Below are 26329 nucleotides of genomic sequence, written 5' to 3'. Positions count from 1 at the left end.
CATCCCAAGTCCCTTTCACAGCAAGGAGAACCCCGGCCATGCCCCCCGCAGCCCGCTCGGGCGACAGCACCGCCCACGGCGGCGTCATCGGCACCCCGCCCCCGGGCGCGGTGACCGTCGCCACCGTGCTGATCGGCGGCCGGCCCGCCGCCGTCACCGGGAGCCTGCACGTGTGCGTGGTCCCGCCGCACGCGGCGCTCGGGCCGGGCAACGTGCTCCTGCCCAATCCGGCGGCGGCCGTCTCCGGCCCGGTGCTCATCGGCGGGTTGCCCGCCGCCCGGATGGGCGACAAGTCCACCTGCGGCGCCCCCGTCATCAGCGGCGCGTTCAACGTCCTGATCGGAGGCCCGATGTGAACGGCGACGGATACACCGGCACCCTCAGGGGATCCGGCAGCGGCTTCATCGGACGCGGCTGGGGCTTCCCGCTGCGCACCGGCCCGACCGGCGGGATCGCCCTGGTCGAGCGGGACAAGGAGATCGAGGAGGCCATCGGCCTGATCCTCGGTACGGCACCGGGTGAGCGGCCGATGCGCCCGGAGTTCGGCTGCGGCATCCACGACTACGTCTTCGCGCCCGGTGACGGCGCGACCGCCGGGCGGATCGCCCAGGAGGTCCGTACGTCGTTGGAGCGGTGGGAGCCGCGGATCGAGGTGACGGACGTGGTGATCGCGTTCGACGCGATCGAGGAGGGCACGCTCTACATCGACGTGCGCTACACCGTGCGGGCCACCAACGACCTGCGCAACCTGGTCTTCCCCTTCTACACGATCCCCTCGGAAGAGGGCTCGTCCGAAGCGGGTGTGCGCTGATGGCCCTCCCCTCCCCCAACCTGGACGACCGCCGCTTCCAGCAGCTCGTCGACGAGGCCAAGCGGTACGTCCAGCAGCGTTCGCCCGAGTGGACCGACCACAACGTGTCGGACCCCGGGGTGACGTTGATCGAGACGTTCGCGTACATGGTCGACCAGCTGCTGTACCGGCTGAACCGGGTGCCCGACAAGAACTACGCGGCCTTCCTGGACCTGCTCGGCGTGACCCTGTTCCCGCCGACCGTGGCCCGCGCCGAGGTGGATTTCTGGCTCTCCGCGCCGCAGCCGGAGACCGTGCACCTGGTCGCCGGTACGGAGGTGGCGACCGCGCGCGGCGAGGCGGAGGAGCCGGTGGTGTTCACCACCTCCGAGGAGCTGCCGATCGTGCCGAGCGAGCTGGTCCGGCTGGTGACCGCGCCGAAGACCGGCGACCAGACCGACCGGACCGGGCCGCTCGGCGCGGGCAAGGACATCCCGTGCTTCTCGCCGCGCCCGGAGCCGGGTGACGCGCTGCTGTTCGGGCTGCCCGCCGCCGTACCGCGCTGCATCGTCGCCGTACGCCTGGACAGCCGGGTGGAGGGCGTCGGCGTCGACCCGCGGCAGCCTCCGCTGGTGTGGGAGGCGTGGGACGGGGCGCGGTGGGTGGAGTGCGCGACCGGTGACGACACCACCGGCGGGCTCAACCGGCCCGGCGAGGTCATCGTGTTCGTCCCGGCCGGGCACACCGCGTCCGTGGTCGCCGGTACGCGGGCGGGGTGGCTGCGCTGCCGGGTGACACCGGCCGAGCCGGGCCAGCCGTTCTACTCCGAGTCGCCGACGATCCGCGAGGCCGAGGTGTTCACGGTCGGCGGTACGGCGGCGGTCGAGCACGCGGAGACGGTGTACGACGTACCGCTCGGCACCTCGGAGGGGGTGGCCGGGCAGCGGTTCTCGGTGAGCCGGGTGCCGCTGCTGATGGACGGCGACCCGCCGGTGGTCCAGGTGTCGACCGCCGAGGGCTGGCAGGTCTGGACGCCGGTGGAGCACTTCGGCGCCTCCGCGCCCGGTGACCGGCACGTGCGGATCGACGCGGTCTCCGGTGAGTTCGCGTTCCCGCCGGAGGTACGGGCCGAGGACGGCACGATGCGCGCGTACGGCGCGGTCCCGGCGAAGGGCGCCCAGCTCCGCGTACCGCGCTACCGCACGGGCGGCGGGTCGGCCGGGAACGTGGCCCGCGGTGCGATCTCGGTGCTGCGCAGCTCGGTCCCGTACGTCGCGGGCGTCGACAACCGTGAGGCGGCGACCGGAGGCGTGGACGGCGAGACCGTCGAGAACGCCAAGGTGCGCGCGCCCAACATCCTGCGCGTGCAGGAGCGGGCCGTCACGGCCCGGGACCACGAGGTCATCGCCCGCGAGGCGGCGCCGTCGCTGCGCCGGGTGCGGTGTCTGCCGGCGGTGGCGGGTGAGGCCGGTGCGGTACGGGTGCTGGTGGTGCCGGACGCGGTGCCGGACGAGGGCGGCCAGCTGCGGTTCGAGCAGCTGATCCCGTCGGACCAGGTGCTGGCGGCGGTCGCGGAACGGCTGGACGAGCGCCGCCTGGTGGGCACCCGGCTGGTCGTGGAACCGCCCGCCTACCAGGGCGTCACGGTGGTGGCCCGGCTGGTCGCGGCCCCGGGGGATGTGGACCGGGTGCGCGCGGAGGCGCTGGAGGCCCTGTTCCGGCTGATCGACCCGCTGCGGGGCGGTGCGGACGGTACGGGGTGGCCGTTCGGGCGGCCCGTGCAGTACGGGGAGGTGTTCGCGGTGCTCCAAGGGGTGCGGGGCGCCGGTCTGGTGGAGGAGGTCCGGCTGTTCCCGGCGGACCCGATCAGCGGGCGGCGCGGCGGCGCGGTGGACCGGATCGACGTGGCGCCGGGCGCGCTGGTCTTCTCGCACCAGCACCAGGTGATCGTCACGGCGAGCGGACCGGGTGAGGGCGTATGAGCCGGGCCGCCGTACCCGGGCTGCCGAGCCGCTACCCGATCGGCGAACTGCTGCCCGCGCTGTACGCCGACGACGACCTGGCCCAGCGCTTCACGGCGGGCCTGGACACGGTCCTGGCCCCGGTCCTGTCCACCCTGGACAACCTCCCGGCCTACTTCGACCCGGCTCTCGCCCCCGCCGACTTCCTGCCGTGGCTGGCGACCTGGGTGGGCGCGGGCATCGACCCCGACTGGCCGCCGGAGCTGCAACGGGCGGTGGTGGCCCGCGCGGTGGAGCTGCACCGGTGGCGCTCCACCCGGCGCGGCCTGGTCGACCACCTCCGCCTCTGCTTCGGCGTCCACGCGGAGGTGCGGGACGGCGGGGGCGTGGCGTGGTCGGACCGCCCGGGTACGGAGCTCCCTCCGCCCCCGACCGGCGAACTGCTGGTCCGCGTCTGGCCGGTGGCCCCCGGAGCCACGGTGGACGAGAACCGGCTCCTGGACGTGGTGACGGCCTCGTGCCCGGTCCATCTCACCTGCCGGGTGGAGATCCTGCCGGGCCCGCCGGAGACAGCACCTGACGTGACACCCGTAGAGACAGGAGACTGACGCGATGCGCTCGTGCCCGGCATGCGGTACGGCCAACCGCGAGGACGACGACTTCTGCGGCAACTGCGGGTCGTATCTGGGGTGGTCGACGGAGCCTCGGCGCACGCCGCCGACCCCGGAGCCGGAGCCGCAAACCGTTCCGGAGCCGGAGGCCGTCCCGGAGCCACGGCCGGAACCGAAACCGGAACCACAGCCTCAACCGACACCACCGCCACCGCCACCGGCACCACCGATTCCGGCATCGGCACCTCGGCCGGAGCCTGAGCCGCGTCCGGAACCCGCGCCAACGCCTGCGCGTGAACCCGCTCCCCCCACCGAACCGCCGCGCCCCGCCCCCGTACGCCCGGCGCCTCCCGCACCCGCGCCCACCCCCACATCCGAGCCCGAACCCGAACCCCCCATAGGCGCCGTCCAACCCGCCAAGCCCGTAGCCCGGCGGCCCGTCGTCCGGCCGGTGGAGGCGGACGAGGTGCCGGACGGACCGCCGTGTCCGGCCTGCGGTACGCCGAACCTGCCCGGCCGGAGGTTCTGCCGGCGCTGCGCGGCCCCGCTCCGCCCCAAGGAGGCGACCGCGCCGCTGCCGTGGTGGCGCACGGTGTGGCCGTTCCACCGCCGCGTACGGGTCAGGTCGGGCCGGGCGCTGCGCCGCATCCTGCTGATCCTGGCGGTCGTCGGACTGCTCTTCGTGGGCTTCCTGTTCCTGCCGGCCGGACGCGTGCTCTTCGAGGACGTACGGGACAAGCTCGGCGGCACGGCGGAGATCAGCCCGGCCGGCGTGACCGCGAGCGCCGAGGCCGCCGGCCATCCGGCGGGCGCGGCCACCGACGGACTGACCAACAAGTACTGGGGCGCACCCGCCCTGGGCGCGTCGCTGACGTGCACCTTCGACACGCCGTTCCGGCTGGTCGGGGTGGTCCTGCACACCGGGGCGTCGACGGAGCCGGAGGAGTTCCGGCGGGAGCCGCGGCCGGTCCGGGCGGACCTGGTCGTCGAGACGGCGGACGGCACGGTCCACGAGAAGCAGCTGACGCTCAACGACAAACCGGGTGAGCAGACGGTACGGACCGGCATCAGCGATGTCGTCTCCGTCCGGCTGGTCCTCCGCGACGCGGCGGGCCGGAGCGAGGGCCGCCCGATCGCGCTCGGCGAGATCGAGTTCTTCAAGCGCACCTGACCGGCGGAGCCACCGGCGCGGCACGCCAGGCCCCGCCGGTGGCATTCAGTCCCAGAGACCCCCCAACTGCTCATAGCTGCGCAGCAGTTCTGACCGATGAAGCAATTTCGGTCACATATGGCTTCCCACCACCCCGCCACAGGGGGTTGACTAAGCCTCACGCATGGTGACGCGGTCGGCCTCGTCGGCTCGTCGACCCAGCTCCGGTGCCCCACCCCGGCGGAGGAGAGAGGACAGCGATGACCGGCTCACCTCGTACGGTCACCCCTTGGCCAGGACATACGGACACCCGGCGGTCGGCCTCCGGCGGGAGCGCGCCCATGCACGGCCACCGGGAATGCGCGGTGCGCATCGCCCGTCCGTACTCATTCGACGAGGGGCAGCAATGAGCCAGATAACGTTACCGGCGTTTCACATGCCGTTCGCCAGCGCAGGGTGCAATCCGGGTCTGGAGAAAACCAGGGAGGCCGCCTGGGAATGGGCGGAAGCGGAGGGGCTGATTCTCTCTGTTCCGGCCCGCAGGAAGATGATCCGCACCCGGCCCGAACTCTGGATTTCCCTCATCTTCCCGAAAGCGTCGCAGCATCATCTGGACCTGTTCTGCCAATGGCTGTTCTGGGCCTTCCTGGTGGACGACGAGTTCGACGACGGCCCGGCCGGGCGTGACCCGTTGATGTGTGAGGTGGCGATCACCCGGCTGGTGGACGTGTTCGACGGGGCGGAGCCGCGCGGGCCGATGGAGCGGGCGCTCGCCGGACTGCGCGAGCGGACCTGCCGCGATCGTTCGCCGCAGTGGAACCGGCAGTTCCGGCGGGACACGGCGGCCTGGCTCTGGACGTACTACGCCGAGGCCGTCGAGCGGGCGGCCGGGCAGGCGCCGAGCCGGGCGGACTTCGTCAAGCACCGCCGGGACTCGGTGGCCATGCAGCCGTTCCTGGATCTCCATGAGATCACCGCCGGAATCGATCTGCCGGATTCCGCCAGGAGCCTGCCCGCGTACATCGCCCTGCGGAACGCGGTGACCGATCATTCCGGGCTCTGCAACGACATCTGCTCGTTCGAGAAAGAGGCCGCGCTCGGTTACGAGCACAATGTGGTACGGCTCATCCAGCGCGACCGTGGATGCACGCTCCAGGAAGCCGTCGACGAGGCCGGAATTCAACTGGCACGTATTGCGGAGCGCGTGGTGCGGGCCGAAAAAGAACTGATCGAGGAAATCGACGCGGCGAGAATCGGTTCCACGACCCGGGCCGCCCTGGAACGGTGCGTACAGGACTACCGGAGTCTCGTACGCGGCGACTTCGACTATCACGCGCGCGCCGAGCGCTACACCCGCCCGGACCTGGTGGAGCTGGACGCACGGAACTCGATGTCCCAGTATTTCGCCGCCTGAGAGCGCCGCCTGCGGGAGGCTTGGAAGCCTGCGGACCCCAGGGCCTGGAAGGGTGTAAGCCTTCCAGGCCCTGGGGTCCACTTCCCTCACCCCGGAAAAGGCTCGATCGGATCACATCGCGACGGTTCATCAGAGAACAAGCTCGATCAGAAGCGATCGCATGGAAGACTGTGCCGCGCAAGCATGTCCCGGGCCGCCCCACCGGCCGGGCCGACCACTTCGTCGTGCCCCCGGTCAGCGGCTGACCGGTCGGAATGCCATGTCTTCCACCAGCGTCCCCGGGGAAATCACACGTGAGATCACAGCGAAGAATTTGGACCACGGCTGCCGTCGCCACCGTGGCGGTGACGGGTGTCCTGGTGTTCCAGGGCGTCACCGGCAGCTCCACGCCCGACGGTGCGGCGGACGCCAAGTCCGCTCCCGCAGAGGCGGACGTCTACCAGACCCCGCTCAAGACCTCCGAGGACGGTGCCACCGCCTCTCTTCCCCGCCGCTCCACCGAGCGGTTCAGCCTGCTCGGCGTGACGTGGACCGACCCCGCCGCCAAGGTGGCCGGCCAGGTCGAGGCCCGTACGCGCTCCGCCGCCACCGGCGAGTGGACCGGCTGGCTGCCGCTGGACACCGAGATCGACGGGCGCACCGAGGCCGGCCGGGCCGGCGTCCGGGGCACCACCGAACCGCGCTGGGTCGGCCCGTCCGACGGCGTCGAGGTCCGGATCAGCGCCGCCGACGGCGTCAAGGCCGGGCTCCCCGAAGGGCTGCGCCTGGACACCGTCGACCCGGGCGGCAAGACCACCCCGCTCGCCGCCGAACCGGCCGCTTTCGCCGCCGAGCCCGTCGCGTTCGCCGCCGAGGAGACGCCGACCGAGGAGCCGACGCCGTCCGCCGAGCCCTCCACCGAGGTGCCGACGGAGGAGCCCTCCCCGACGCCGCCGGTTCCGACCCCGACCACCGCGTCCCCGACGCCGCCGGCCCCGAGCCCCACCCCGACCCGGAGCGCGACCCCGACTCCGACCCCCACCACCGCCTCGCCCACGCCGAGCGTCACGCCGAAGCCGACGCCCACTCCCACCACGACCCCGACGCTGCCGCCCGCCCCGCCGTCCACGGCCCCGCAGCCGACGATCGTCTCGCGGGTCGCCTGGAAGGCCGACGAGTCGCTGAACAACGAGGCGCCGGACTACCTGCCCACGGTCAAGGCGGTGTTCGTCCACCACACCACGCAGACCAACACCTACTCCTGCGCCGACTCCCCGGCGATGGTGCGCGCGCTGCACACGTACCACGTGAAGTCGAACGGCTGGAAGGACCTCGGCTACAACTTCGTGGTCGACAAGTGCGGCACGATCTTCGAGGGCCGCAAGGGCGGTGTGGACCGGGCCGTGATGGGCGCGCACACCTACGGCTTCAACCGGGACACCACCGGGATCGCCGTGATGGGCCTGCACACGAGTACGGCGGCCAGCAGCGCCGCGACCGACGCGGTCGCCCGGGTGGCCGCCTGGAAGCTCGGCCAGTACCAGGGCAACCCGACGGGCACGGTCCAGCTCATCGCCGGTGCCACGGGCAACAACCACGCCGGGAAGAAGTTCACCGTCGGCTCCGCGTACCCCTTCCAGCAGATCTCCGGCCACCGGGACGGGTTCAACACCGAGTGCCCCGGCCTCAGCCTCTACAACCAGCTCCCCGCGATCCGCTCGACGGCCGGCGCCCTGGTCACCGACAAGGTCGCCGGCCTCGCCATCACCTCGGTGACCGGAGCGAACGCCTCCGGCTCCACGTACTACGCCAAGGCGGCCGTCACCGTCGGCTGGAAGGCGACCACGCCCGCCGCCTTCGTCAAGGGGTACGAACTCCTCGTCGCCGGCAAGCCGGTGGCCACCACCACCGGCAACGTCACCAAGGCCTCGGCCACCCTCGCGCCCGGCAAGCACTCCGTGCAGGTGCGGGCCACCCACCAGTCGGGCAAGGTCACCACCTCGGCCGCCGCCACGATCGTCGCCGATCGCACGGCCCCGGCCTTCACCACCAAGCCGGCGCTCACCCTGCGCACCGGCACGGTGAACACGGCGGCCGTCCCGCTCACCCTGACGTGGAAGGCCGCCGACACCACCGCCCTCAAGGAGGTCCGGCTCACCGCGCCCGTCGCCAAGACGTACGGCCCGACGGCGGGCAGCGCCTCGCACACCGCCAAGTCCGGCGCGGCGACGGCCTGGAAGATGACGGCGTACGACCGCGCGGGCAACACGGCCGCCGCCTCGGTCTCCGGCACGCCGGTGATCCTCCAGGAGACCGCCGCCAAGAGGACCGGGACCTGGACGGTGAAGTCCTCCTCCAGCTACCTCGGCGGCAAGTCCCTGACCAGCAGCGCCAGGAACGCGAGCCTGACCTGGACCTTCACCGGCCGGTCAGCCGCCTGGGTGGTGTCGCGGGCCGCCACTTCGGGGCAGGCATACGTCTATGTCGACGGCAAGAAGGTCGCCACGGTGGACCTGAAGTCCGCCACCACCAAGTACCGGGACGCGATCTGGACCCGGTCCTGGTCCACCAGTGCCAAGCACACGGTCAAGATCGTGGTGGTCGGTACGAAGGGCCGCCCGGCCCTCACCACGGACGGGCTGGTCTACCTGAGGTGACCCGCTGAGCCACCGCACCGCGAGAGGGGTTGGCACGCACCATGTCCGACATCGTGGAGGCCACGGCCAGGACCGTGCAGGGCACCGTCCGCGGTGCGGTGGAGCAGGGGGTCGCGGTCTTCCGCGGCATTCCGTACGCGGCCGCGCCGGTGGGCGCGCGGAGATTCCGCGCGCCGGAGCCGCCGGAGCCCTGGGAGGGCGTGCGCGAGGCGGTGGCGTTCGGGCCGACCGCCCCCAAGCGCCCCTACGCCCCGCCGCTGGACCGGCTGCTGCCGGATCCGGCGGTGGCGGGCGAGGAGTGGCTCAACCTCAATGTGTGGACGCCGTCGCTTCCACCGGAGGCGGTGGGGCTTCCCGTACTCGTCTGGATCCACGGCGGTTCGCTGCTGCACGGCTCCTCGGCGGTGCCGGTGTACGACGGGTCCGCGTTCGCCCGGGACGGGGTGGTGCTGGTCTCCGTCAACTACCGCCTGGGCGTCGAGGGCTTCGGCCTCTTCCCGGACGCGCCCGCCAACCGCGGGCTGCTGGACCAGCTGGCGGCCCTGGAGTGGGTGCGGGACAACATCGCGGGGTTCGGCGGCGACCCGGACCGGGTGACGGTGGCCGGGGAGTCGGCGGGGGCGGTGAGCATCGGCGCGCTGCTGGCCACGGACCGGGCGGCCGGGCTGTTCCGGCGGGCGGTGCTCCAGAGCGGGGCGCCCGCCGCCCTGACGCCGGACGCCGCGCGCGGGACGACCGAGCTGATCGCCAAGCGGCTCGGCGTGCCCGCCACCGCCGCCGCCTTCGCCGCCGTGGACCCGGAGGCGCTGCTGACCGCGCAGACCGAGGTGACGAGCGGCGGCAACCCGCTGACCGGCCGCAACTCGTTCCAGCTCGTGGTGGACGGCGAGCTGCTGGACCGGGACCCGGCCGAGGCGCCGCGTCCGGGCTCGGCGGCCGCCGGGGTCGACCTGCTGCTGGGGACGAACACCGAGGAGTACCGCCTCTGGTTCGTCCCCAGCGGTCTGACCGAACGGATCGGCCGCCTCAAGCTCCGCCTGGCCCTGCTGAAGTTCAGGGTCCCGAACGCCACCGCCCGCACCTACCGGGCCAACCGCCCCGACGCCACCCCCGGCGAACTCCTCGGCGCCCTCGCCACGGACCTGCTGCTCCGGGTCCCGCTCAACCGCCTGGCCGACGCACGGGCGGGCGCCGAAGGTTCCACGTACGTCTACGAGTTCGGCTGGCCCTCCCCCGTACAGCGGCTCGGTGCCTGTCACGCGCTGGAACTGGGGTTCGTCTTCGACACGCTGGCCCACCCCGACACGATGGCCCTGACCGGCCCGGACGCGCCGCAGGAGCTGGCGGACGCGATGCACCGGGCGTGGGTGGATTTCGCGACGACGGGTGCCCCGGGCTGGCCGTCCTGGGACGCGTCCCGGCCCGTGCGGTTCTTCGGGCCCGGCGCCCCGGCCCTCGTCCTGGCCCCGCGCGACGACGAGTTGCGGAGCTGGGGACGGGGTTAGGGGCGCAGCGAGATCCCGTGCGGGTCGGGGACACCCGGCAAAATGCACAGATCCCCCGGCCGGACCAGCGCGGCCGGGGGTCCGTCGCGGGCTCAGGCCTTGTTCTGCGCGGCCCAGAACTCGTCGAAGGTGAGCAGGCCGTCACCGTTGCCGTCGTGGGCGTTGATGATCGCCTGCGCCACCGTCTCGGTGACGAACGGGTCGCCCAGCTGCGCCATCGCGCTCTTGTACTCGTTCGCGGTGATGAGACCGTCGCCGTTCGCGTCGAACTTCTCGAATACCGTCCGCGCCGACTCGATGTCCGCCACTGTTCCCGCCCTTCGTGGTGCCGAATGTCGGGGTCAGATTATCGGTCCGTACGGGTGACGGCTCCGGCGACCTGGGCGCCGGGCCCCTGACGTCAGCTCAGCAGCTCCGTGGCCGTCACCGCGCGCAGGCCGCGCCGGTCCATCTCGGTGAGGAGCAGCGGCAGCGCGGCCACGGTGACCGGCCGGGCGAGGCTCAGCCCCACCACCGAACCGGGCCGGAGCTCGCCCGTCACCTTGCGCAGGACGGCCGGTACGCCGGTCGCGGCGTGATCCAGGGACTCGACGTCGTACGAGAGGAGGTGCGGGTATCCGGCCCGCCGGGCGAGGTGCTGGACCAGCGGGGTGGCGTCGGGGCCGGGCGAGGGGCGGAACCAGGTGCCGATGGAGCCGGTGAGCCGGCGCAGCCGCCGGGCGCAGGCGGTGATCTCCTCGTACGCGTCGCGCTCGCCGAGGGCGGCGAGGTCGCGGTGGTTCTGGGTGTGGTTGCCGATCTCGTGGCCGCCGTCGAGGATCCGGCGGGCCATGGACGGGTGCGCGTCGAGCCAGCTGCCGACGGCGAGGACGGTGACCCGGGCGCCGGCGCGTTCGATCCGGGCGAGCGCGGCGCGGGCCAACTCCGGATCGCCCCGGCCCTCGAAGGTGAGCGCGACGCGGGGCCGGTCGCGGGGGCCGTGGGCGATCCTGACGGGCCGGCCGGGGAAGCGGCGCGGAGCGTGGGCGGTGGTGGAGGCGGGACGGGAGGCGTACGCGGGTGAGGGCGCGGGGGCGCCCGCCGCACCCTCAGGACTCCGCGCGCAGCCCGCCGCGAAGGCGGCGGCCGCGAGGAGACCGGCCCCGCTGCCCAGCACCTCGCGGCGGCGCATCGGCGCCCTGTGCCCGTCCATCCCGACCACCTCGCCTTCCACGGAGTCCGACTGGGTCCCGGGACAGAGTAGAGGCGCGGCGGGCGAATTACCCCGATTGACCGATTACCGAAATGATCTATGAATCATTCACGGCATGCCATAAAGATGCACGGAAAGCCAGGCGAGTGACCGATCCCACCTGCGATTCAGCCACGGAATGACCGATTGACCCGGGTATAACCCGAAATATCTCTTTGGCACCGAGGTCGCCCGTCTGCCATAGTCGGAGCCACGACCCCCATTGACCCGGGCGAGGTCGCCATCAGCGGCCGTGAACACACCCCGCCTTTCACGGCCCCCCAGAGAAGCCCCCGCAGCGCCGCACCACGGCCGACCGGGGGCTTCTGTGCATCCCGAGCGGCCTCGGCGCAACCCGCGGCCTCACGTGTCAGCGGTCGGAGATCCGCATCTCGAACCAGGTGGTCTTGCCGCGCGGCAGCAGATCCACGCCCCACCGGTCGGAGAGCTTGTCGACGAGGAAGAGTCCGCGCCCACTGACGTCCATCTCGCGCACCGGCATCAGACACGGCAGCCCGCGCGAGGGATCACGTACCTCGATCCGGATCCAGCCCCGGCGGCGCACCATCCGTAACCCGAAGACGCGGGCGCCGGTGTGGCGCACCGCGTTGCCGACGAGCTCGGAGACGAGGAGCACCGCGTACTCGGCGGTCTGCGGCGAGAGGGCCCACTGCCGGAGCACCACGCAGGAGGTGAGCCGACGGGCGGTCGCCGCGGACTCGGGCCGCGACGGCAACCGCACCTCCGCCTCGGTCGGATTTCCGAACAACTCCAGCGCCTTGAACGCCTGTTCGTCATCCATACCCGATGTCCAGCGTGCCGCGGTCGCGCTGCTGCGCGGTCGCGGCTGATCCACACCCTCCAGGCCCGCCATGCCCACCATCATGGACGCACATATCGCCGCCCGGGGCCGTTCCGAGGGAATCCACCTCCCGGAACAACCCATTCCGCACAGGGCAGTTGGCATATGCCTCCGGCAGAAAGAGACCTTCCAGGGCCCTGGTGAGCTGCGGCGATGTACCGGCCGGGTGAGGTGGCCCGGAGGAGTACGGCCCCGGGCCTTAAGGTTGCCTTAAGGCCCGGATAATCCGCTCGGAGGGATGAACTCGCGTCAGGAGTGCATCCAGAAGGAGCGCTCGGAGAAACCCAGAGGACTCAGAGAACGCAAGGCCCTCAAAAGGCTCAAGGCTCAGGGCTCAGGGCTCAGGGCTCAGGGCTCAGGGCTCAGAGGAACTTCGCCTTCCCCGGCCCCTCCTCCACGAAGCTCCGCATCCCGCGCTCGCGGTCCTCCGTGGCGAACAGGCCGGCGAACCAGTTCCGCTCCACCGTCAGCCCGGTGTCGATGTCCGTCTCCAGACCGGCGTCCACCGCCTCCTTGGCCGCGCGCAGCGCCAGCGCCGGCCCCTTCGCCAGCTGCGCGGCCCAGGCGTGCGCCTGCTCGTAGACCTCGGCCGCCGGGACCACCCGGTCCACCAGGCCCAGCGTCAGGGCCTCCTCGGCCTTGACCATGCGGCCGGTGAAGATGAGGTCCTTGGCCCGGGACGGGCCGATCAGCCGGGCCAGGCGCTGGGTGCCGCCGGCGCCCGGGATCAGCCCGAGCAGGATCTCCGGCTGGCCGAGCTTGGCGTTGTCCGCGGCGATGCGGAAGTCGGCGCAGAGGGCCAGTTCGCAGCCGCCGCCGAGCGCGTAGCCGGTGACGGCCGCGACGACGGGCTTGGGGATGCGGGCGACGGCGGTGAAGGAGTCCTGGAGCGCCTTGGAACGCACGACCATCGCCGTGTGGTCCATCGCCTGCATCTCCTTGATGTCCGCACCGGCCGCGAACACCTTCTCGCCGCCGTAGAGGATCACCGCGCGCACGTCCTCGCGCCGGGTGGCCTCCTCGGCGAGCTCCCGCAGCCGGTCCTGGACGGCCACGTCCAGGGCGTTCATCGGCGGCCGGTCCAGGCGGATCGTCCCGACGTTGTCGCTTACTTCGAGGGTCACAGTCATGCAGGCAGGTTAACCACTGCTAACGCGGACGGACCCGGTGCCGTAGGTCACAGCACCGGGCCCGCCGGGATCGTACGGAAGAAGCGACAGAAGAAGCGACGGAGGAAGTGACGGAGGAGCGGTGGCCGGGGCCTACTTCTTCCACTCCTCCCAGTCCATGTTCCAGCCGTTGAGGCCGTTGTCCGGCTGGATCTGCTTGTCCTTGGAGTTCTTCACGATGACCACGTCACCGATCATCGACCGGTTGTAGAACCAGGCCGCCGGGGTCTGGTTGTCGTAGCCGCCGCGCACATCGCGCAGACCGACACAGCCGTGGCTGGTGTTGGTGGTGCCGAAGATGGAGGACGCGCCCCAGTAGTTGCCGTGCAGGAAGGTCCCCGAGGTGGAGAGCCGCATGGCGTGCGGCACGTCCTTGATGTCGTACTCGCCGCCGAAGCCGACGGTGTCGCCGTTCATCCGGGTCACCTTGAGCTTCTCGCTGACGACCATCTGACCGTTGTACGTGGTCGTCGCCGGGGCGCCCGCCGAGATCGGGATGTCCTTGAGCAGCTTGCCGTCACGGACGACCTTCATCCGCTTGGTGCTCGCGTCGACGGTGGAGACCTGGCTGCGGCCGATGGTGAACGACACCGTCTTGGCCTGCTTGCCGTAGACCCCGGGCCGTCCCTCCACGCCGTCCAGGTGGAGCTCCACCGTCACCTTCGTACCGGGCTTCCAGTACTTCTCCGGGCGGAAGTCGAGACGGTCGTTGCCGAACCAGTGGCCTTCGATCTCGACGGCCGGCTCGGCGGTGACCTTGATGGCCTTCTCCACCGCGGCCGGCTCGGTGATGCCGCGGGTGAAGTTGATCGAGACCGGCATGCCGACCCCGACGGTGGAGCCGTCCTTCGGCGTGTAGTGCCCGATGAAGGTGTTCTCCGGGACCAGTGTGGTGAAGGTGGTGTCCTTCGCCGACTCGCGGCCCTTCGCGTCCTTGGCGACCGCGTGGACCGCGTACTTGGTGGCGGCGGCGAGGTGCCGCTCCGGCACCCAGCTCGCGCCGTCGGCCGCGATCTCGCCCGCGACCTCGTTGCCCTTGGGGTCCGCGACCTTGACCGTGGTCAGCTTGCCCTGCGCGGCGGTGATCTTCAGCGCGCCGCTGGTCGCCACCGACTCCGCGCCGTCCTCCGGCGCGATCGTCACCACCGCCTGCGAGGCCGTGGTGTCCTCCGCCTTCGCGCCGGCCTTGCCGCCGCCCTTGCTTCCCGCTTCCGCGTCCCCGCCGCACGCCGTCACCAGCAACAGCATGGCGCCCAGGGCCAGGGCCAGAGGCCCCGATCCGCCGCGCCGCTTCCTGCCCGCCCCGGCCGATGCCCCCGATATCGGCTGCACGTCCACTGTGGTGTCTCCCCTCGCCGGGCCCGGCTCCCAAGCCGTGGCCCGCATCCCCCGCGCGCTGCACGTACGCGCTCCACCGCAAGATAATCACACCGTGAGTGCGGTGGATCCCCTCCGGAATGTCACCGTTCCGTCCCAAGTGGCAGGGAGAGCCGTGCAGGTGGGACGGGGTGCGGGGCACCCCCGGGAGGGCAGGGGCGCCGGGCTCCCGGAGGCCCCGCCCCGGGGGTCAGCGGACGGCGGAGCCCGCCGTCCACTTCTTCCAGCCCATGTTCCAGCCGCTGAGCCCGTTGTCCGGCGCGACCTTCCTGTCCTTGGAGTTGACGACCTCCACCACGTCCCCGATCAGCGTCCGGTCGAAGAACCAGCCGCCCGGCGTCGTCGCGCTGCCGCCCTTCGCGTCGCGGAGCCCGATGCAGCCGTGGCTGACGTTCTCCTCGCCGAAGACCTCCTCGTCGGCCCAGTAGTTGCCGTGCAGGAAGGTGCCGGAGGTGGTGAGCCGGATGGCGTGCGGCACGTCCTTGATGTCGTACTCGCCCTTGCCCTTCTCGTCCGTGAAGCCGACGGTGGCGCCGTTCATCCGGGTCACCTCGTGCATCTCGGAGACGACCATCTTCCCGTTGTACGTGGTCGTCTTCGGGGCCCCCGCCGTGATCGGGACCGTGCTGACCAGCTCACCGTCCCGGCGTACCTCCATGGTCTTGGCCTCCGCGTCGACGAGGGAGACCTGGGAGCGGCCGACGGTGAAGGTGACCGTCTTGTCCTGGCTGCCGTAGACCTTCGGCGCGCCTTCCACGTCCCGCAGCCCGATGTCCACAGTGACCTCGGTGCCGGGCTTCCAGTACGTACGGGGCCGGAAGTCGAGCCGGTCCTTGCCGAACCAGTGGCCGACGACCTCCACCGCCGGTTTCGCGGTCACCCGGATGGCCTTCTGCACGGCCGCGCGGTCGGTGATGGCCCGGTTGAAGGAGAAGGAGACGATCATGCCGGTCCCGACGGTCGACCGGTTCTCCGGTTTGAAGTAGCCGATGAAGCGGTGTTCGGGGACGAGCGTGGTGAACGTGGCGTGGCGCGCCGAGCGCTGTCCGGAGGCGTCCACCGCCACCGCGTCGACGCTGTACTTCGCGGCCAGGGCGAGCCGGGCCGCGCCGGGCTCCGGGTTCCAGGAGAGGCCGTCGGCGGCGACGCGTCCGGCCACGGTCTGCTGCTGGGCGTCCTCGATCCGCATCACCTTGACGCTCTCCAGCCGGCCGTCGGGGATCGTGACCCGGATGGGGGTCTCCGCGTCGACCTCCTTGGCCCCGTCCTCCGGAAAGATGCTGATCACGTCCTTGGAGGAGCCGGTTTTGCCGTTGAGCAGGGCCTCCCTCGTATCGGTGCATCCGGTCAGCAGGACCAGCACGGCGAGCAGTCCCGTCCATGTCAGCACGGCGGCCGAGCCCGCCCGTGCGCTCTTCGCTACGTGGTTCACGCTCCCCCAACGACCAGGGCCGGTCGGGGGAAACGTGAGTGCGGGGCCCGCGGTGGGCAGAACAGAGGGAAGGACTACCAGGAGAGGGCCGCGGCCGGGACGTCGCGCGCCCCCTTTCCGGTGCCCGTCCTCATGAGCCGCGGGAGGCGACACGGTGTCGAGCGCAGCCGAGCAGGAGGCAGTACAGGAACCGGCCGGGACGGCGGTGGAGCCCGCCGGACCACCCGGACGGGCCACACCCGTCACCGTACGTACGGAGGTCGAGGAGATCACCGGGGCGCTCCGCGCCGAGCCCCGCGCCCCGGTCGTCTGGCCCGGGGCGCCGATGCCGCTCGGGGCCCGCTTCCGGGTCGGTCCGGACGGGGTGGCGGGCACCAACTTCGCGCTCTGGGCGGGCGGGGCCGAGGCGGTCGAGGTGTGCCTCTTCGCAGAGGACGGCGCCGAGACCCGCTGCCCGCTCACCGAGCTGACGCACGAGATCTGGCACGGCTTCCTGCCGGGCGTCCGGCCCGGTCAGCGGTACGGCTACCGGGTGCACGGCCGCTGGGACCCGTGGACCGGCGCCCGCTGGAACGCGGCCAAGCTGCTCCTGGACCCGTACGCCCGTGCGGTCGACGGCGACTTCACCCTGCCGCCCGAGGTGTACGGCCATATGAGGGACTGGCCGGACCAGCATGTGGCCGACACCGTGCGCGACGAGCGGGACTCGGCTCCGTACGTGCCCAAGGGTGTCGTCGTCCACGATGACGACGACTGGGTGGAGGACCGGCGCCCGAAGACCCCGTGGGCCGACTCGGTCATCTACGAACTCCACGTACGCGGCTTCACCAAGCTCCACCCGGACATCCCGCCCGAGCTGCGCGGTACCTACGCCGGTCTCGCGCACCCGGCCGCGATCGACCATCTGACCCGGCTCGGCGTGACGGCGGTGGAACTGCTGCCGGTCCACCAGTTCGCGCACGAGGACCATCTGCTGCGGCGCGGGCTGCACAACTACTGGGGCTACAACTCCATCGGCTACTTCGCCCCGCACGCCGGCTACTCCGCCTCCGGCACCGCCGGCCAGCAGGTCGGCGAGTTCAAGCGGATGGTGCACGCGCTGCACAGCGCCGGGATCGAGGTGATCCTCGACGTCGTCTACAACCACACCGCCGAGGCCGGTGAGCTGGGCCCGATGCTCTCGCTGCGCGGCATCGACAACCGCGGCTACTACCGCCTCCAGCACGACCCGCGCCGCTACGCCGACTACACCGGCTGCGGCAACACCCTGCACGTCGTCCAGCCCCAGGTGCTGCGGCTCATCACCGACTCGCTGCGCTACTGGGTCACCGAGATGGGCGTCGACGGCTTCCGCTTCGACCTGGCAGCCGCGCTGGCCCGCTCGATGCACGACGTGGACATGCTCTCCCCGTTCCTCGCCGTCATCGCCCAGGACCCGGTACTGCGCCGGGTCAAGCTGATCGCGGAGCCGTGGGACGTCGGCAACGGCGGCTACCAGGTCGGCGCCTTCCCGCCGCTCTGGACCGAGTGGAACGACCGCTACCGGGACGCCGTACGGGACTTCTGGCGCGGCGCGCTCCCCGACGTACGGGATCTCGGCTACCGGCTGACCGGCTCCAGCGACCTGTACGCCTGGGGCGGCCGCCGCCCGTACGCCTCGGTCAACTTCGTCACCGCGCACGACGGGTTCACCCTGCGCGACCTGGTCTCCTACGAGCACAAGCACAACGAGGCCAACGGCGAGGGCAACCGGGACGGGACGAGCGACAACCGGGCGTGGAACTGCGGGGCCGAGGGCGAGAGCGACGACCCGGAGATCAACGCGCTGCGCCGCCGCCAGCTCCGCAACCTGCTCACCACGCTGCTGCTCTCCACCGGGGTGCCGATGCTGGTGGCGGGCGACGAGATGGGCCGTACGCAGGGCGGCAACAACAACGCCTACTGCCAGGACAACGAGATCGGCTGGCTGGACTGGTCGCTGCTCGACCGGCCCGAGTGGCGGGAGCTGACCGAGCTGACGGCCCGGGTGCTGAGGCTGCGCCAGAGCCATCCGGTGCTGCGCCGCCGCGCGTTCTTCTCCGGCCGTGCGCAGGCGCCGGACGGGCTGCGGGACCTGGCGTGGTTCACCCGGGACGGCCGGGAGATGACGGAGGGCGACTGGTACGCGCCCGCCGCCACGCTCGGTCTCTACCTCTCGGGCCGCGACATCCCGGGCCGGGACGCGCGCGGTGAGCCGGTCACCGACGACAGCTTCCTGGCGGTTCTGCACGCGGGCGCGGAGCCGGTCGCCTTCGAGCTGCCGGGAGCGCCGTGGGCGGCGCGGTACGAACTGGTCCTGGACACCTCCCGCGAGGACCAGGCCGAACCGCCCGGCACGGTCCTGGACGGCGGTACGGAGCTGAGCGTCCCGGGCCGCTCGGTGCTGCTGCTGCGGGTGACAGCGTAAGGGCCCCCGGAAGTCAGCCGAGGATGCCCCGGTCGTAGCCGACGGCGACGGCCGCGGCCCGGTCCTTGGTGCCGAGCTTGGCGAAGATGTGGGTGAGGTGGGTCTTCACGGTCGCCTCGCTGATGAAGAGTTCGGCGGCGATCTCCCGGTTCGTGGTGCCCTTCGCCACCAGCACCAGCACCTCGCGCTCACGGGCGGAGAGGACCGCGTCAGCCGGGGCCGTGGGCGTACGGACGCGGGTCATCAGCCGGGAGGCGACGGCGGGTGAGAGGACGCTGCGGCCGTCGGCGGCGGCCCGGACGGCGGCGAACAGCTCCTCGCGCGGGGCGTCCTTGAGGAGGTAGCCGGTGGCGCCCGCCTCGATGGCGGGGAGCGTGTCGGAGTCGGTGTCGTACGTGGTCAGCACCAGGACCTTCGCACGGGCGCCGCGCCGGGTCAGCTCGGCGATGGCCGCCACTCCCCCGCCGCCGGGCATCCGCAGGTCCATCAGGACGACGTCGGGGTCCAGTTCACCGACGACGGCGAGCGCGTCCACCCCGTCGGCCGCCTCGCCGAGCACCTCGAAGCCGGGTTCGGCGGTGAACATGCCGCGCAGCCCGTCCCGGACGACCGGGTGGTCGTCGACGACGACGAGGGTGACAGTACGGGCGGGGGGCTCGGTCATGATCGCACCGTACGGGGGCTCACGGGTGTCTGGCCAGGGCCCGCGGTGGGGCCGTCGACGGGTGCCCGGCCGGGTCGCGTCGCAGGGTCGTTCACGGGTGTCTGACCAGTGGGACCCTGGCCGACACCGCCGTGCCGCCGCCCGGTTCCGACTCCACCTCCACCGCGCCCGCGATGCGCTCCGCGCGGGCCCGCATGCCGCCGAGGCCGAAGCCGCCGGTGCGGCCGGCCGGTGCGGCGGCCGCGGGGTCGAAGCCGCGGCCGTCGTCCCGTACGTCCAGGGTCAGTTCGTCGTCCATGAACGACAGCGTCACTCCGACCCGGGATGCCCCGGCGTGCCGCCCGGCGTTGGCCAGCGCCTCGCCCGCGATGCGCAGGAGGGTGGCGGCGATCTCGTCGTGGACCGGTTCGACCGTGCCGGTGACGGTGAAGTCGGCCCGTACGCGGTGCTGTTCGGCCCATGCGGTGACCGTCTTCTTCAGCGCCCCGGCCAGTTCGTCGTGTTCCAGGGCGACCGGGGCCAGGTTGTGTACGGAGCGGCGGGCCTCGCCGAGGCTGTGGCGGGCGAGCGCGGCGGCGCGGTCGAGGTGGACGAGGGCGGTCTCCGGGTCGCGGTCGGTGAGGGAGGTGACGACCTGGAGCTGGGCGATGATCCCGGTGAGGCCCTGGGCGAGGGTGTCGTGGATCTCGGCGGCGAGCCGACGCCGCTCGTCGTCGACCCCGGCCTCCCGTGCCTGAAAGAGAAGTTGGGTGTGCAGGGCCGCGTTCTCGGCCATGGCCTGCTCCAGCCGGAGGTTGGTGCGCTCCAGCTCGGCGATGGTCTCGGTCTGGATCCGGGCCTTCTCGTCCTCGCGCATCCCGACGTGCCAGAAGAAGAGGGCGAGGGTGGCGTTGACGACGTAGAGCACGCAGAAGGCGACCCAGTTCATCAGGGAGGCGGGCGGCAGCCCTCCGCTCTGCGAACCGGCCAGGGTGACGGCGGTGGTGAGCAGGCCGACGCGGATGAAGCGCTTGGGCAGCAGGGGTTCGACGTCGAAGTAGCTGAGCGCCGCGTAGATCGCGAAGAACGGGTTGAGCCAGGACAGCGCGAAGGCGAGGACGGTCCTCGCGGTGTAGTAGGCCACCCCGGCCGGGGCGCCCGGAACAGTACGCGGGCGGGCACTGCCCCACCAGATCTGGAGCCCGTACGCCGCCACCGACAGGGCCCCGGCCGCGTACATCTCGGTGCGGGTCATGATGAGGTCGGCGGCGACGCCCCCGACGAGGACGGACAGGGTGAGGACGGCGTAGGGACCGTACCGGTGGAACTGCTCCCAGCGGTCCTCGATCGTGCGGGGCCCCGTCGCACCCGACGGGTACGAGGAGCGCGGCGGCAACGTCATGCCCGAAGTCTCCGTCACTGCCACCGGAAGAGTCGAGCGGCCGCGAAGCCCAGGACAACGGTCCACAGGGCGAGGATCCCCAGGTGGATCCAGCCCGGCCAGCTCCCGGACGCGGCCTGCTCCAGCGCCTGGGAGGCGGCCCCGAACGGGGTGATCTCCACGATGCGGCGCAGGGCGTCGGGCAGCGCCTGGACCGGCAGATAGACCCCGGCGGTGAACATCATCACGAGGTAGGCGCCCGAGCCGACCGCGGTGACCGCCTTCGTCGTGCGGGACAGGGCGCAGAGGGTGGCGCCCAGGGTCAGCGCGGCGGCGACGGCGAGCAGCAGCGCCAGCAGATAGCCGGGGAGCTGTTCGGGCAGCGGCACCGAGTAGCCGATCCGGCCGACGGCGGTGACGAGCAGCGCGGAGCCGAGGCAGGCCGCGCCGTGCAGCAGGATCTGGGCGGAGAGCAGGGCGGAGGGCCGCACCGGAGTGGTGGACATCCGGCGCAGGATGCCGCGCTCGCGGTAGGCGGTGAGGACCGGCGGCATCGCCTGGATCCCTGCCGTGATCATGGCGAGCAGGATCGAGATGGGGACGTACAGGTCGATGACGCGCCGTCCGCCGAGGTCGTCCCGCGCCTCGTCGAAGGCGGGGATGAATCCGAGGATCACCAGGAGGACGGAGGGGAAGGCGAGGATCCAGAACAGGCTGCCCGGTTCGCGGAGGAAGAGCCGGGTCTCGGCGATCAGGACGGCGGCCGCGGGGCCGCGTCGCCGGGCGGCGCGGGGTTCCGGGACGGTGGCTGGTGAGGTGGTGGTCTCGGTCTGCATGTCAGGCGTCCTGTCCGGTGAGGTCGAGGAAGGCTTCGTCGAGGCTGGTCTCGGTGATGCGCAGCCGCAGGGCGGTGACGCCGAGTTCGGCGAGCAGGGCGACGAACGGGGTGAACGTCTCGTCGGTGCCGTGCAGCGCGAGCTCCCCCTCGCGGTCGGGCGGGGTCACGGACGCGACGCCGGGAAGCGCGGTGAGCCGGGTGAGGTCGGGGCCGGTGAGCGCCCGGGAGGGCGCGAAGGAGATGACCGTGGAGCCGGTGGCCCGCCGGATCAGCCCGGCCGGGGTGTCCAGGGCGACGACCTTGCCCCGGTCGATGACGGCGATCCGGTCGCAGAGGCGCTGGGCCTCCTCCATGAAGTGGGTGACGAGCAGGACGGTCACCCCGCCGTCGCGGATCTCCTCGATGAGCTTCCAGGTGTCGCGGCGGGCGCGCGGGTCGAGTCCGGTGGTCAGCTCGTCGAGGACGACGACCTTCGGGTCGCCGATCAGGGCGAGGGCGATGAAGAGCCGCTGTTTCTGGCCGCCGGAGAGCTTCGCGAAGCGGGTGGTGAGCCGGTCGGTCAGGCCGAGCCGGTCGGCGAGCGGCCGCCAGTCGACGGGGGCCGGGTAGAAGGCGGCGTAGAGCTCCAGCGCCTCCCGTACGGTCAGTTTGGCCTGGAGCTCGCTCTCCTGGAGCTGCGCGCCGAGCAGCTGCGTCACCCGGTCGTGGTCGGCGACGGGGTCGAGTCCGGCGACCTTGACCGTGCCCGCGTCCGGGATGCGCAGGCCTTCCACGCATTCGACGGTGGTGGTCTTGCCGGCGCCGTTGGGGCCGAGGATGCCGAAGATCTCGCCCTCCTCGACGGAGAAGGAGACGCCGTCCACCACAGGGCGGCCCGCGTAGGTCTTGCCCAGCCCGGTGACTTCGATGATTGCCATGCCATCAGGGTTCCGGCGGGTGGCGGCGGGCGGTATCCGTCATCACGCTCGACGCCCCGTCAACCGATCGGTTGACCCGGGCGTACGACTCCGGGACGCGGCGGTCTCCGGCCGAAAATCGGAGGCCTGATGTCAGTGGTGAAACGTACAGTCGGTTCTGATGCCCGAAAAGCCTGCAGAGCACACGGACCGGTCCGCCGTGCGCTCCCTCCTGCGTCTGTGGCCCTATGTCCGCCCGGTACGGGTCCGCCTGTTCACCGCCGCCTTCGTGGCGATCGTGGCGTCCTGTCTGTCGCTGGTGATCCCGCTGATCCTGAAGTGGATGGTGGACGGCCCGGTCGCGGACCGGGACCCGGGCGGCGTCTGGCTGGGCGCGCTCTACCTGCTGCTGCTCGGCATCGCGGAGGCCGTGCTGTTCGGGTTCCGGCGGTGGCTGGTGGCGCGGCCGCTGGCCGGGGTCGAGGCGTCGATGCGGGCCGACCTCTACCGCCACCTCCAGCGGCTGCCGGTGGCCTTCCACGACCGGTGGCCCTCGGGCCAGCTGCTGTCGCGCGGGACGACGGACCTGATGCTGCTGCGGATGTTCCTGGCGTTCCCGCTGACCTTCCTGGTCGTCAACGCGGCGACGATCCTGGTCGGTTTCGTCATCCTCTTCGCGCAGGACTGGTCGCTCGGGCTGGTGCTGCTGGCGCCGGCGGTGCCGCTGATCATCCTGTGCTCGGTGTTCGAGACGAAGTACTCGCTGGTGGCGCGGAAGGCGCAGGACCAGGTCGGCGATCTGACCACGGTCGTCGAGGAGAGCGTGCTCGGCATCCGGATCGTCAAGGGCTTCGGCCGCCACCGGAGCCAGGCGAAGGCCTTCAAGGCGCTGTCGCAGCGGCTGCGCTCCACGGAGCTGGGCAAGGCGCGGCTGCTCGCCGGTATCTGGGCGCTCATCACGACCATCCCGGAGCTGGCGATCGGGACGGCGCTGGTGCTCGGCACGGTCCAGGTGGCGGACGGTTCGCTGTCGGCGGGCACGCTGGTCGCGTTCCTGTCGACGGCGCTGGCGCTGCGGTGGCCGGTGGAGTCGATCGGGTTCCTGCTGGCGATGAGCCAGGAGGCGGCGACCGCGACCGACCGGTACTTCGAGGTGATGGACGCGGCGGAGGAGAAGGACGCGGCAGCCGCCGGTGCGGGTGCGCCGGACGCGCCCGCCGGGCTGGTGTTCGAAGGCGTGGAGTTCCGCTACCCGGACGCGGAGCCGGGCTCGCCGCCGGTCCTGGCCCGGCTCGACCTGCGGGTGCGGCCCGGCGAGACGATGGCCCTGGTGGGCGGTACGGGCTCCGGAAAGACGACACTCACCGCGCTGGTCCCCCGGCTGCATGAGGTGACCGGCGGGCGGATCACGCTGGACGGTGAGGACATCGCCACCATGGAGCGGGCGCGGCTGCGGGAGCTGGTGTCGGTGGCGTTCGAGGAGCCGACGCTGTTCTCCGCCACGGTCGGCGAGAACGTGCGGATGGGCGCCGAGGACGCGGACGAGGAGCAGGTCCGGCGGGCGCTCGCGGTGGCGCAGGCCGACTTCGTCCACGCGCTGCCCAGGGGCCTGGACACGGAGGTCGGCGAGCAGGGCCTGAGCCTCTCCGGCGGCCAGCGCCAACGCCTTGCCCTGGCCCGGGCGGTGGTGGGCGAGCCGCGCTTCCTGGTGCTGGACGACCCGCTCTCGGCGCTCGACGTGCACACGGAGACGCTGGTGGAGGCGGCGCTGCGCCAGGTGCTGGAGGAGACCACGGCGGTGGTGGTGGCGCACCGGCCCTCGACGGTGATGCTGGCGGACCGGGTGGCGCTGCTGTCCGGTGGCCGGATCACGGCGGTGGGCACGCATCAGGAGCTGCTGCGGTCGAACGCGGAGTACGCGTGGCTGATGTCGGGGGCGGAGCCGGGCGCGGGTGGGCCGGGGACGGCGTCATCCGCCGGGGACCCCGTCACCACGGCCCCCGGCCCCGTACCCACCAAGGCCACCGCCACCGCCCAGCAGGTCACCGCCGAGGAGGGCACCCGATGACCACGACCACCGACGACTCCGCGCTCACCGCTTCCGGTGACGGTGACGGTGACCGCGGCGACGGTGACCGCGGCGACGGCCGGCCGGAGCCCGGCAGGCCCGCGACCACCACGGCCCGGCCGTCCGCCGACCCCTTCGACCAGGACGACCTGCCCGCGCCGCGCGGCGCGACCCGGGCGCTCCTGTTCTCGCTGCTGCGGCCGATGCGCGGCCGGGTCGCCGTCGCCGCGCTGCTGCTGGTGCTCCAGCAGGCGGCGGTGCAGGCCGGGCCGCTGCTGGTGGCGTACGCGATCGACAGCGGGGTCCCGGCGTTCCGGGACCACGACTACGGGCCGCTGATCGCGGTGGCGGTGGGCTACCTGCTCTGTTCGGCCGGCGCGGGCGTGCTCCAGTACGCGTTCATCCGCGGCTCGGCCCGCATCAACCAGAACGCGCTGCTCGACCTGCGCGGCCGGATCTTCCGCCACGCCCAGGCGCTGAGCGTGGACTTCCACGAGCGCTACACCTCGGGACGGCTGATCTCGCGGTCCACCACGGACGTCGAATCGATCCAGGAGCTGCTGAGCGAGGGGCTCCAGGAGCTGATCACGGTCGTCCTCTCCTTCGTGTCGATCGGGCTGGTGCTGCTCTGGCTGGACCTCGGCATCGGCGGAATCGCCGTGCTCTCCTTCGTACCGCTGTATCTGCTGGTACGGCTCTACCGGCGGCGCGCGGGCATCGTGTACGGGGCCAGGTCCACGGCGATCGCGTCGGTGATCGTCAAGTTCGCGGAGACCATGAACGGCATCCGGCCGGTCCAGGCGTTCCGCCGGGAGCGGTCCAACGACGCCGCGTTCGCCGCGCTCAACCACGTCCACGAGCGGCGCAACGGTGACGCGCTGCTGGAGATGGCCCGCTATGTGGTCGGCTCGCGGCTGGTGGCGAACACGGCGGTCGCCGGGATGGTCCTGTGGGGCGCCTACCGGGTGGCGGACGGGACGCTGGCGCTCGGCGTGCTGGCGGCGGCGGTGCTGTATCTGCGCCGGCTGTACGACCCGATCGACCGGCTCGGGATGTTCCTCAACTCCTACCAGTCGGCGGCGGCCTCGCTGGAGAAGATCGCCGGCCTGCTGGCCCAGACCCCGACGGTCCCGGTGCCGGCGGACCCGAAGGAGCTGCCCGCCCGCTCCGGCGACCTGCCGGGCCGCGAGGTCGTCTTCGACGGGGTGCGGTTCGCCTACCGTACGGGCGGCGAGGTGCTGCCCGCCTTCGACCTGCGCATCCCGGCGGGCCGTACGGTGGCGGTCGTCGGCTCCACGGGCGCGGGCAAGTCGACGCTGGCCAAGCTGCTGGCCCGGTTCTACGACCCGACCGACGGCCGGGTCCTGCTGGACGGCGTGGACCTGCGGGACCTGTCCACGGCCGAGCTGCGCAAGGGCGTGGTGATGGTGACGCAGGAGGCGTTCCTGTTCTCCGGGACGGTGGCGGAGAACATCGCGATCGGCCGCCCGGACGCCACCCCGGACGAGATCGAGCGGGCGGCGAAGGCGATCGGCGCGCACGACTTCATCGCCGCGCTGCCCGAGGGGTACGACACGGACGTACGCAAGCGCGGCGGCCGGATCTCGGCGGGCCAGCGCCAGTTGGTGGCCTTCGCCCGCGCCCTGCTGGCGGACCCGGCGGTGCTGATCCTGGACGAGGCGACCAGCTCCCTGGACATCCCGGGCGAGCGGGCGGTGCAGCGCGCCATGGACACGGTGCTGCACGGCCGCACGGCGGTGGTCATCGCCCACCGCCTCTCCACCGTGGAGATCGCGGACCGGGTGCTGGTGATGGAGGGCGGCCGGATCGTGGAGGACGGCGCGCCGGCCGAACTGATCGGCGGGACAGGGCGGTTCGCGGGGCTGCACCGGACGTGGAAGGACAGCCTGGTCTGAGCC

General features: G+C 72.2%; 21 protein-coding genes and 1 pseudogene. 12 read left to right on the top strand and 10 right to left on the bottom strand.

Annotation, left to right across the window (positions count from 1 at the left end; genetic code table 11):
* Positions 1-38 precede the first annotated feature (38 nt).
* The 9 genes and pseudogenes from ACQP09_RS25655 (at position 39) to ACQP09_RS25615 (ending at position 10067) form a co-directional block, all read left to right on the top strand.
* Complete coding sequence (locus ACQP09_RS25655; protein WP_433403560.1) at positions 39-356, top strand: PAAR domain-containing protein; 318 nt, start codon at positions 39-41, stop codon at positions 354-356.
* Positions 353-811, top strand: coding sequence for a GPW/gp25 family protein (locus ACQP09_RS25650; RefSeq protein ID WP_404059355.1), 459 nt, complete (start codon positions 353-355; stop codon positions 809-811). The genes ACQP09_RS25655 and ACQP09_RS25650 overlap by 4 nt, the downstream gene beginning before the upstream one ends.
* Entirely contained in the window at positions 811-2772 is a 1962-nt protein-coding gene (locus ACQP09_RS25645; RefSeq protein WP_433403557.1) for a putative baseplate assembly protein, read from the top strand. The genes ACQP09_RS25650 and ACQP09_RS25645 overlap by 1 nt, the downstream gene beginning before the upstream one ends.
* The gene (locus tag ACQP09_RS25640; protein WP_432150351.1) at positions 2769-3359 is read left to right on the top strand and encodes a phage tail protein; all 591 of its coding nucleotides are present in this window, start codon (positions 2769-2771) and stop codon (positions 3357-3359) included. Before ACQP09_RS25645 ends, ACQP09_RS25640 begins: the two co-directional genes overlap by 4 nt.
* Positions 3360-3363: 4 nt before the next feature.
* A pseudogene (locus ACQP09_RS25635) lies at positions 3364-3426 on the top strand (zinc ribbon domain-containing protein); the annotation flags it as partial.
* A 402-nt stretch (positions 3427-3828) separates the two neighbouring features.
* Entirely contained in the window at positions 3829-4533 is a 705-nt protein-coding gene (locus ACQP09_RS25630; RefSeq protein ID WP_433406762.1) for a zinc ribbon domain-containing protein, read from the top strand.
* 385 nt (positions 4534-4918) lie between these two features.
* On the top strand, positions 4919-5926 hold the full coding sequence (locus ACQP09_RS25625; protein WP_433403554.1) for a terpene synthase family protein: 1008 nt from the start codon (positions 4919-4921) through the stop codon (positions 5924-5926).
* 293 nt (positions 5927-6219) lie between these two features.
* Positions 6220-8562, top strand: a complete 2343-nt coding sequence (locus ACQP09_RS25620; RefSeq protein WP_433403551.1) for an N-acetylmuramoyl-L-alanine amidase — start codon at positions 6220-6222, stop codon at positions 8560-8562.
* Between the two features lie 41 nt (positions 8563-8603).
* Complete coding sequence (locus ACQP09_RS25615; protein WP_433403548.1) at positions 8604-10067, top strand: carboxylesterase/lipase family protein; 1464 nt, start codon at positions 8604-8606, stop codon at positions 10065-10067.
* Between the two features lie 92 nt (positions 10068-10159).
* On the opposite strand, the gene ACQP09_RS25610 is transcribed toward ACQP09_RS25615, so the two are convergent.
* The 6 genes from ACQP09_RS25610 to ACQP09_RS25585 all read right to left on the bottom strand — a co-directional run bounded on the left by ACQP09_RS25610 (position 10160) and on the right by ACQP09_RS25585 (position 16138).
* Positions 10160-10375, bottom strand: a complete 216-nt coding sequence (locus tag ACQP09_RS25610) for an EF-hand domain-containing protein (protein WP_018509815.1) — start codon at positions 10373-10375, stop codon at positions 10160-10162.
* 92 nt (positions 10376-10467) lie between these two features.
* Positions 10468-11259, bottom strand: a complete 792-nt coding sequence (locus ACQP09_RS25605; protein WP_433403545.1) for a polysaccharide deacetylase family protein — start codon at positions 11257-11259, stop codon at positions 10468-10470.
* Between the two features lie 409 nt (positions 11260-11668).
* On the bottom strand, positions 11669-12184 hold the full coding sequence (locus ACQP09_RS25600; RefSeq protein WP_404059375.1) for an ATP-binding protein: 516 nt from the start codon (positions 12182-12184) through the stop codon (positions 11669-11671).
* Between the two features lie 338 nt (positions 12185-12522).
* A complete protein-coding gene (locus tag ACQP09_RS25595) occupies positions 12523-13290 on the bottom strand; it encodes an enoyl-CoA hydratase/isomerase family protein (protein ID WP_433403542.1) in 768 nt (255 codons plus the stop codon).
* 132 nt (positions 13291-13422) lie between these two features.
* Positions 13423-14667: a L,D-transpeptidase gene (locus tag ACQP09_RS25590; RefSeq protein ID WP_433403539.1), complete on the bottom strand. Its 1245-nt coding sequence runs from the start codon at positions 14665-14667 to the stop codon at positions 13423-13425.
* A 229-nt stretch (positions 14668-14896) separates the two neighbouring features.
* Positions 14897-16138: a L,D-transpeptidase gene (locus ACQP09_RS25585; RefSeq protein WP_433403537.1), complete on the bottom strand. Its 1242-nt coding sequence runs from the start codon at positions 16136-16138 to the stop codon at positions 14897-14899.
* A 154-nt stretch (positions 16139-16292) separates the two neighbouring features.
* Between ACQP09_RS25585 and glgX the strand changes: the two genes are divergently transcribed.
* Positions 16293-18584: a glycogen debranching protein GlgX gene (gene glgX / locus ACQP09_RS25580; protein ID WP_433403535.1), complete on the top strand. Its 2292-nt coding sequence runs from the start codon at positions 16293-16295 to the stop codon at positions 18582-18584.
* Positions 18585-18597: 13 nt separating this feature from the next.
* Here the strand turns inward: glgX and ACQP09_RS25575 are convergent, their stop codons facing one another.
* The 4 genes from ACQP09_RS25575 to ACQP09_RS25560 all read right to left on the bottom strand — a co-directional run bounded on the left by ACQP09_RS25575 (position 18598) and on the right by ACQP09_RS25560 (position 22363).
* Positions 18598-19248, bottom strand: a complete 651-nt coding sequence (locus tag ACQP09_RS25575) for a response regulator (protein ID WP_433403533.1) — start codon at positions 19246-19248, stop codon at positions 18598-18600.
* Positions 19249-19339: 91 nt separating this feature from the next.
* Positions 19340-20629 (bottom strand): sensor histidine kinase, encoded by a 1290-nt coding sequence (locus tag ACQP09_RS25570; protein WP_433403531.1) that lies wholly within the window; start codon positions 20627-20629, stop codon positions 19340-19342.
* Between the two features lie 14 nt (positions 20630-20643).
* Positions 20644-21444, bottom strand: a complete 801-nt coding sequence (locus ACQP09_RS25565; RefSeq protein ID WP_433403528.1) for an ABC transporter permease — start codon at positions 21442-21444, stop codon at positions 20644-20646.
* A gap of 1 nt (position 21445) precedes the next feature.
* The gene (locus ACQP09_RS25560; RefSeq protein ID WP_433403526.1) at positions 21446-22363 is read right to left on the bottom strand and encodes an ABC transporter ATP-binding protein; all 918 of its coding nucleotides are present in this window, start codon (positions 22361-22363) and stop codon (positions 21446-21448) included.
* 160 nt (positions 22364-22523) lie between these two features.
* Here ACQP09_RS25560 and ACQP09_RS25555 point away from each other — a divergent pair, with 160 nt between their 5' ends.
* The gene (locus ACQP09_RS25555) at positions 22524-24410 is read left to right on the top strand and encodes an ABC transporter ATP-binding protein (RefSeq protein ID WP_433403523.1); all 1887 of its coding nucleotides are present in this window, start codon (positions 22524-22526) and stop codon (positions 24408-24410) included.
* Positions 24407-26326, top strand: coding sequence for an ABC transporter ATP-binding protein (locus tag ACQP09_RS25550; protein ID WP_433403520.1), 1920 nt, complete (start codon positions 24407-24409; stop codon positions 26324-26326). The genes ACQP09_RS25555 and ACQP09_RS25550 overlap by 4 nt, the downstream gene beginning before the upstream one ends.
* The last annotated feature ends 3 nt before the right edge of the window (positions 26327-26329 follow it).

Source organism: Streptomyces sp. CA-146814 (assembly GCF_050942385.1).
In the GTDB taxonomy this organism is placed as follows: Bacteria; Actinomycetota; Actinomycetes; order Streptomycetales; family Streptomycetaceae; genus Streptomyces.
This window is presented reverse-complemented; position numbering and strand designations above follow the sequence as displayed.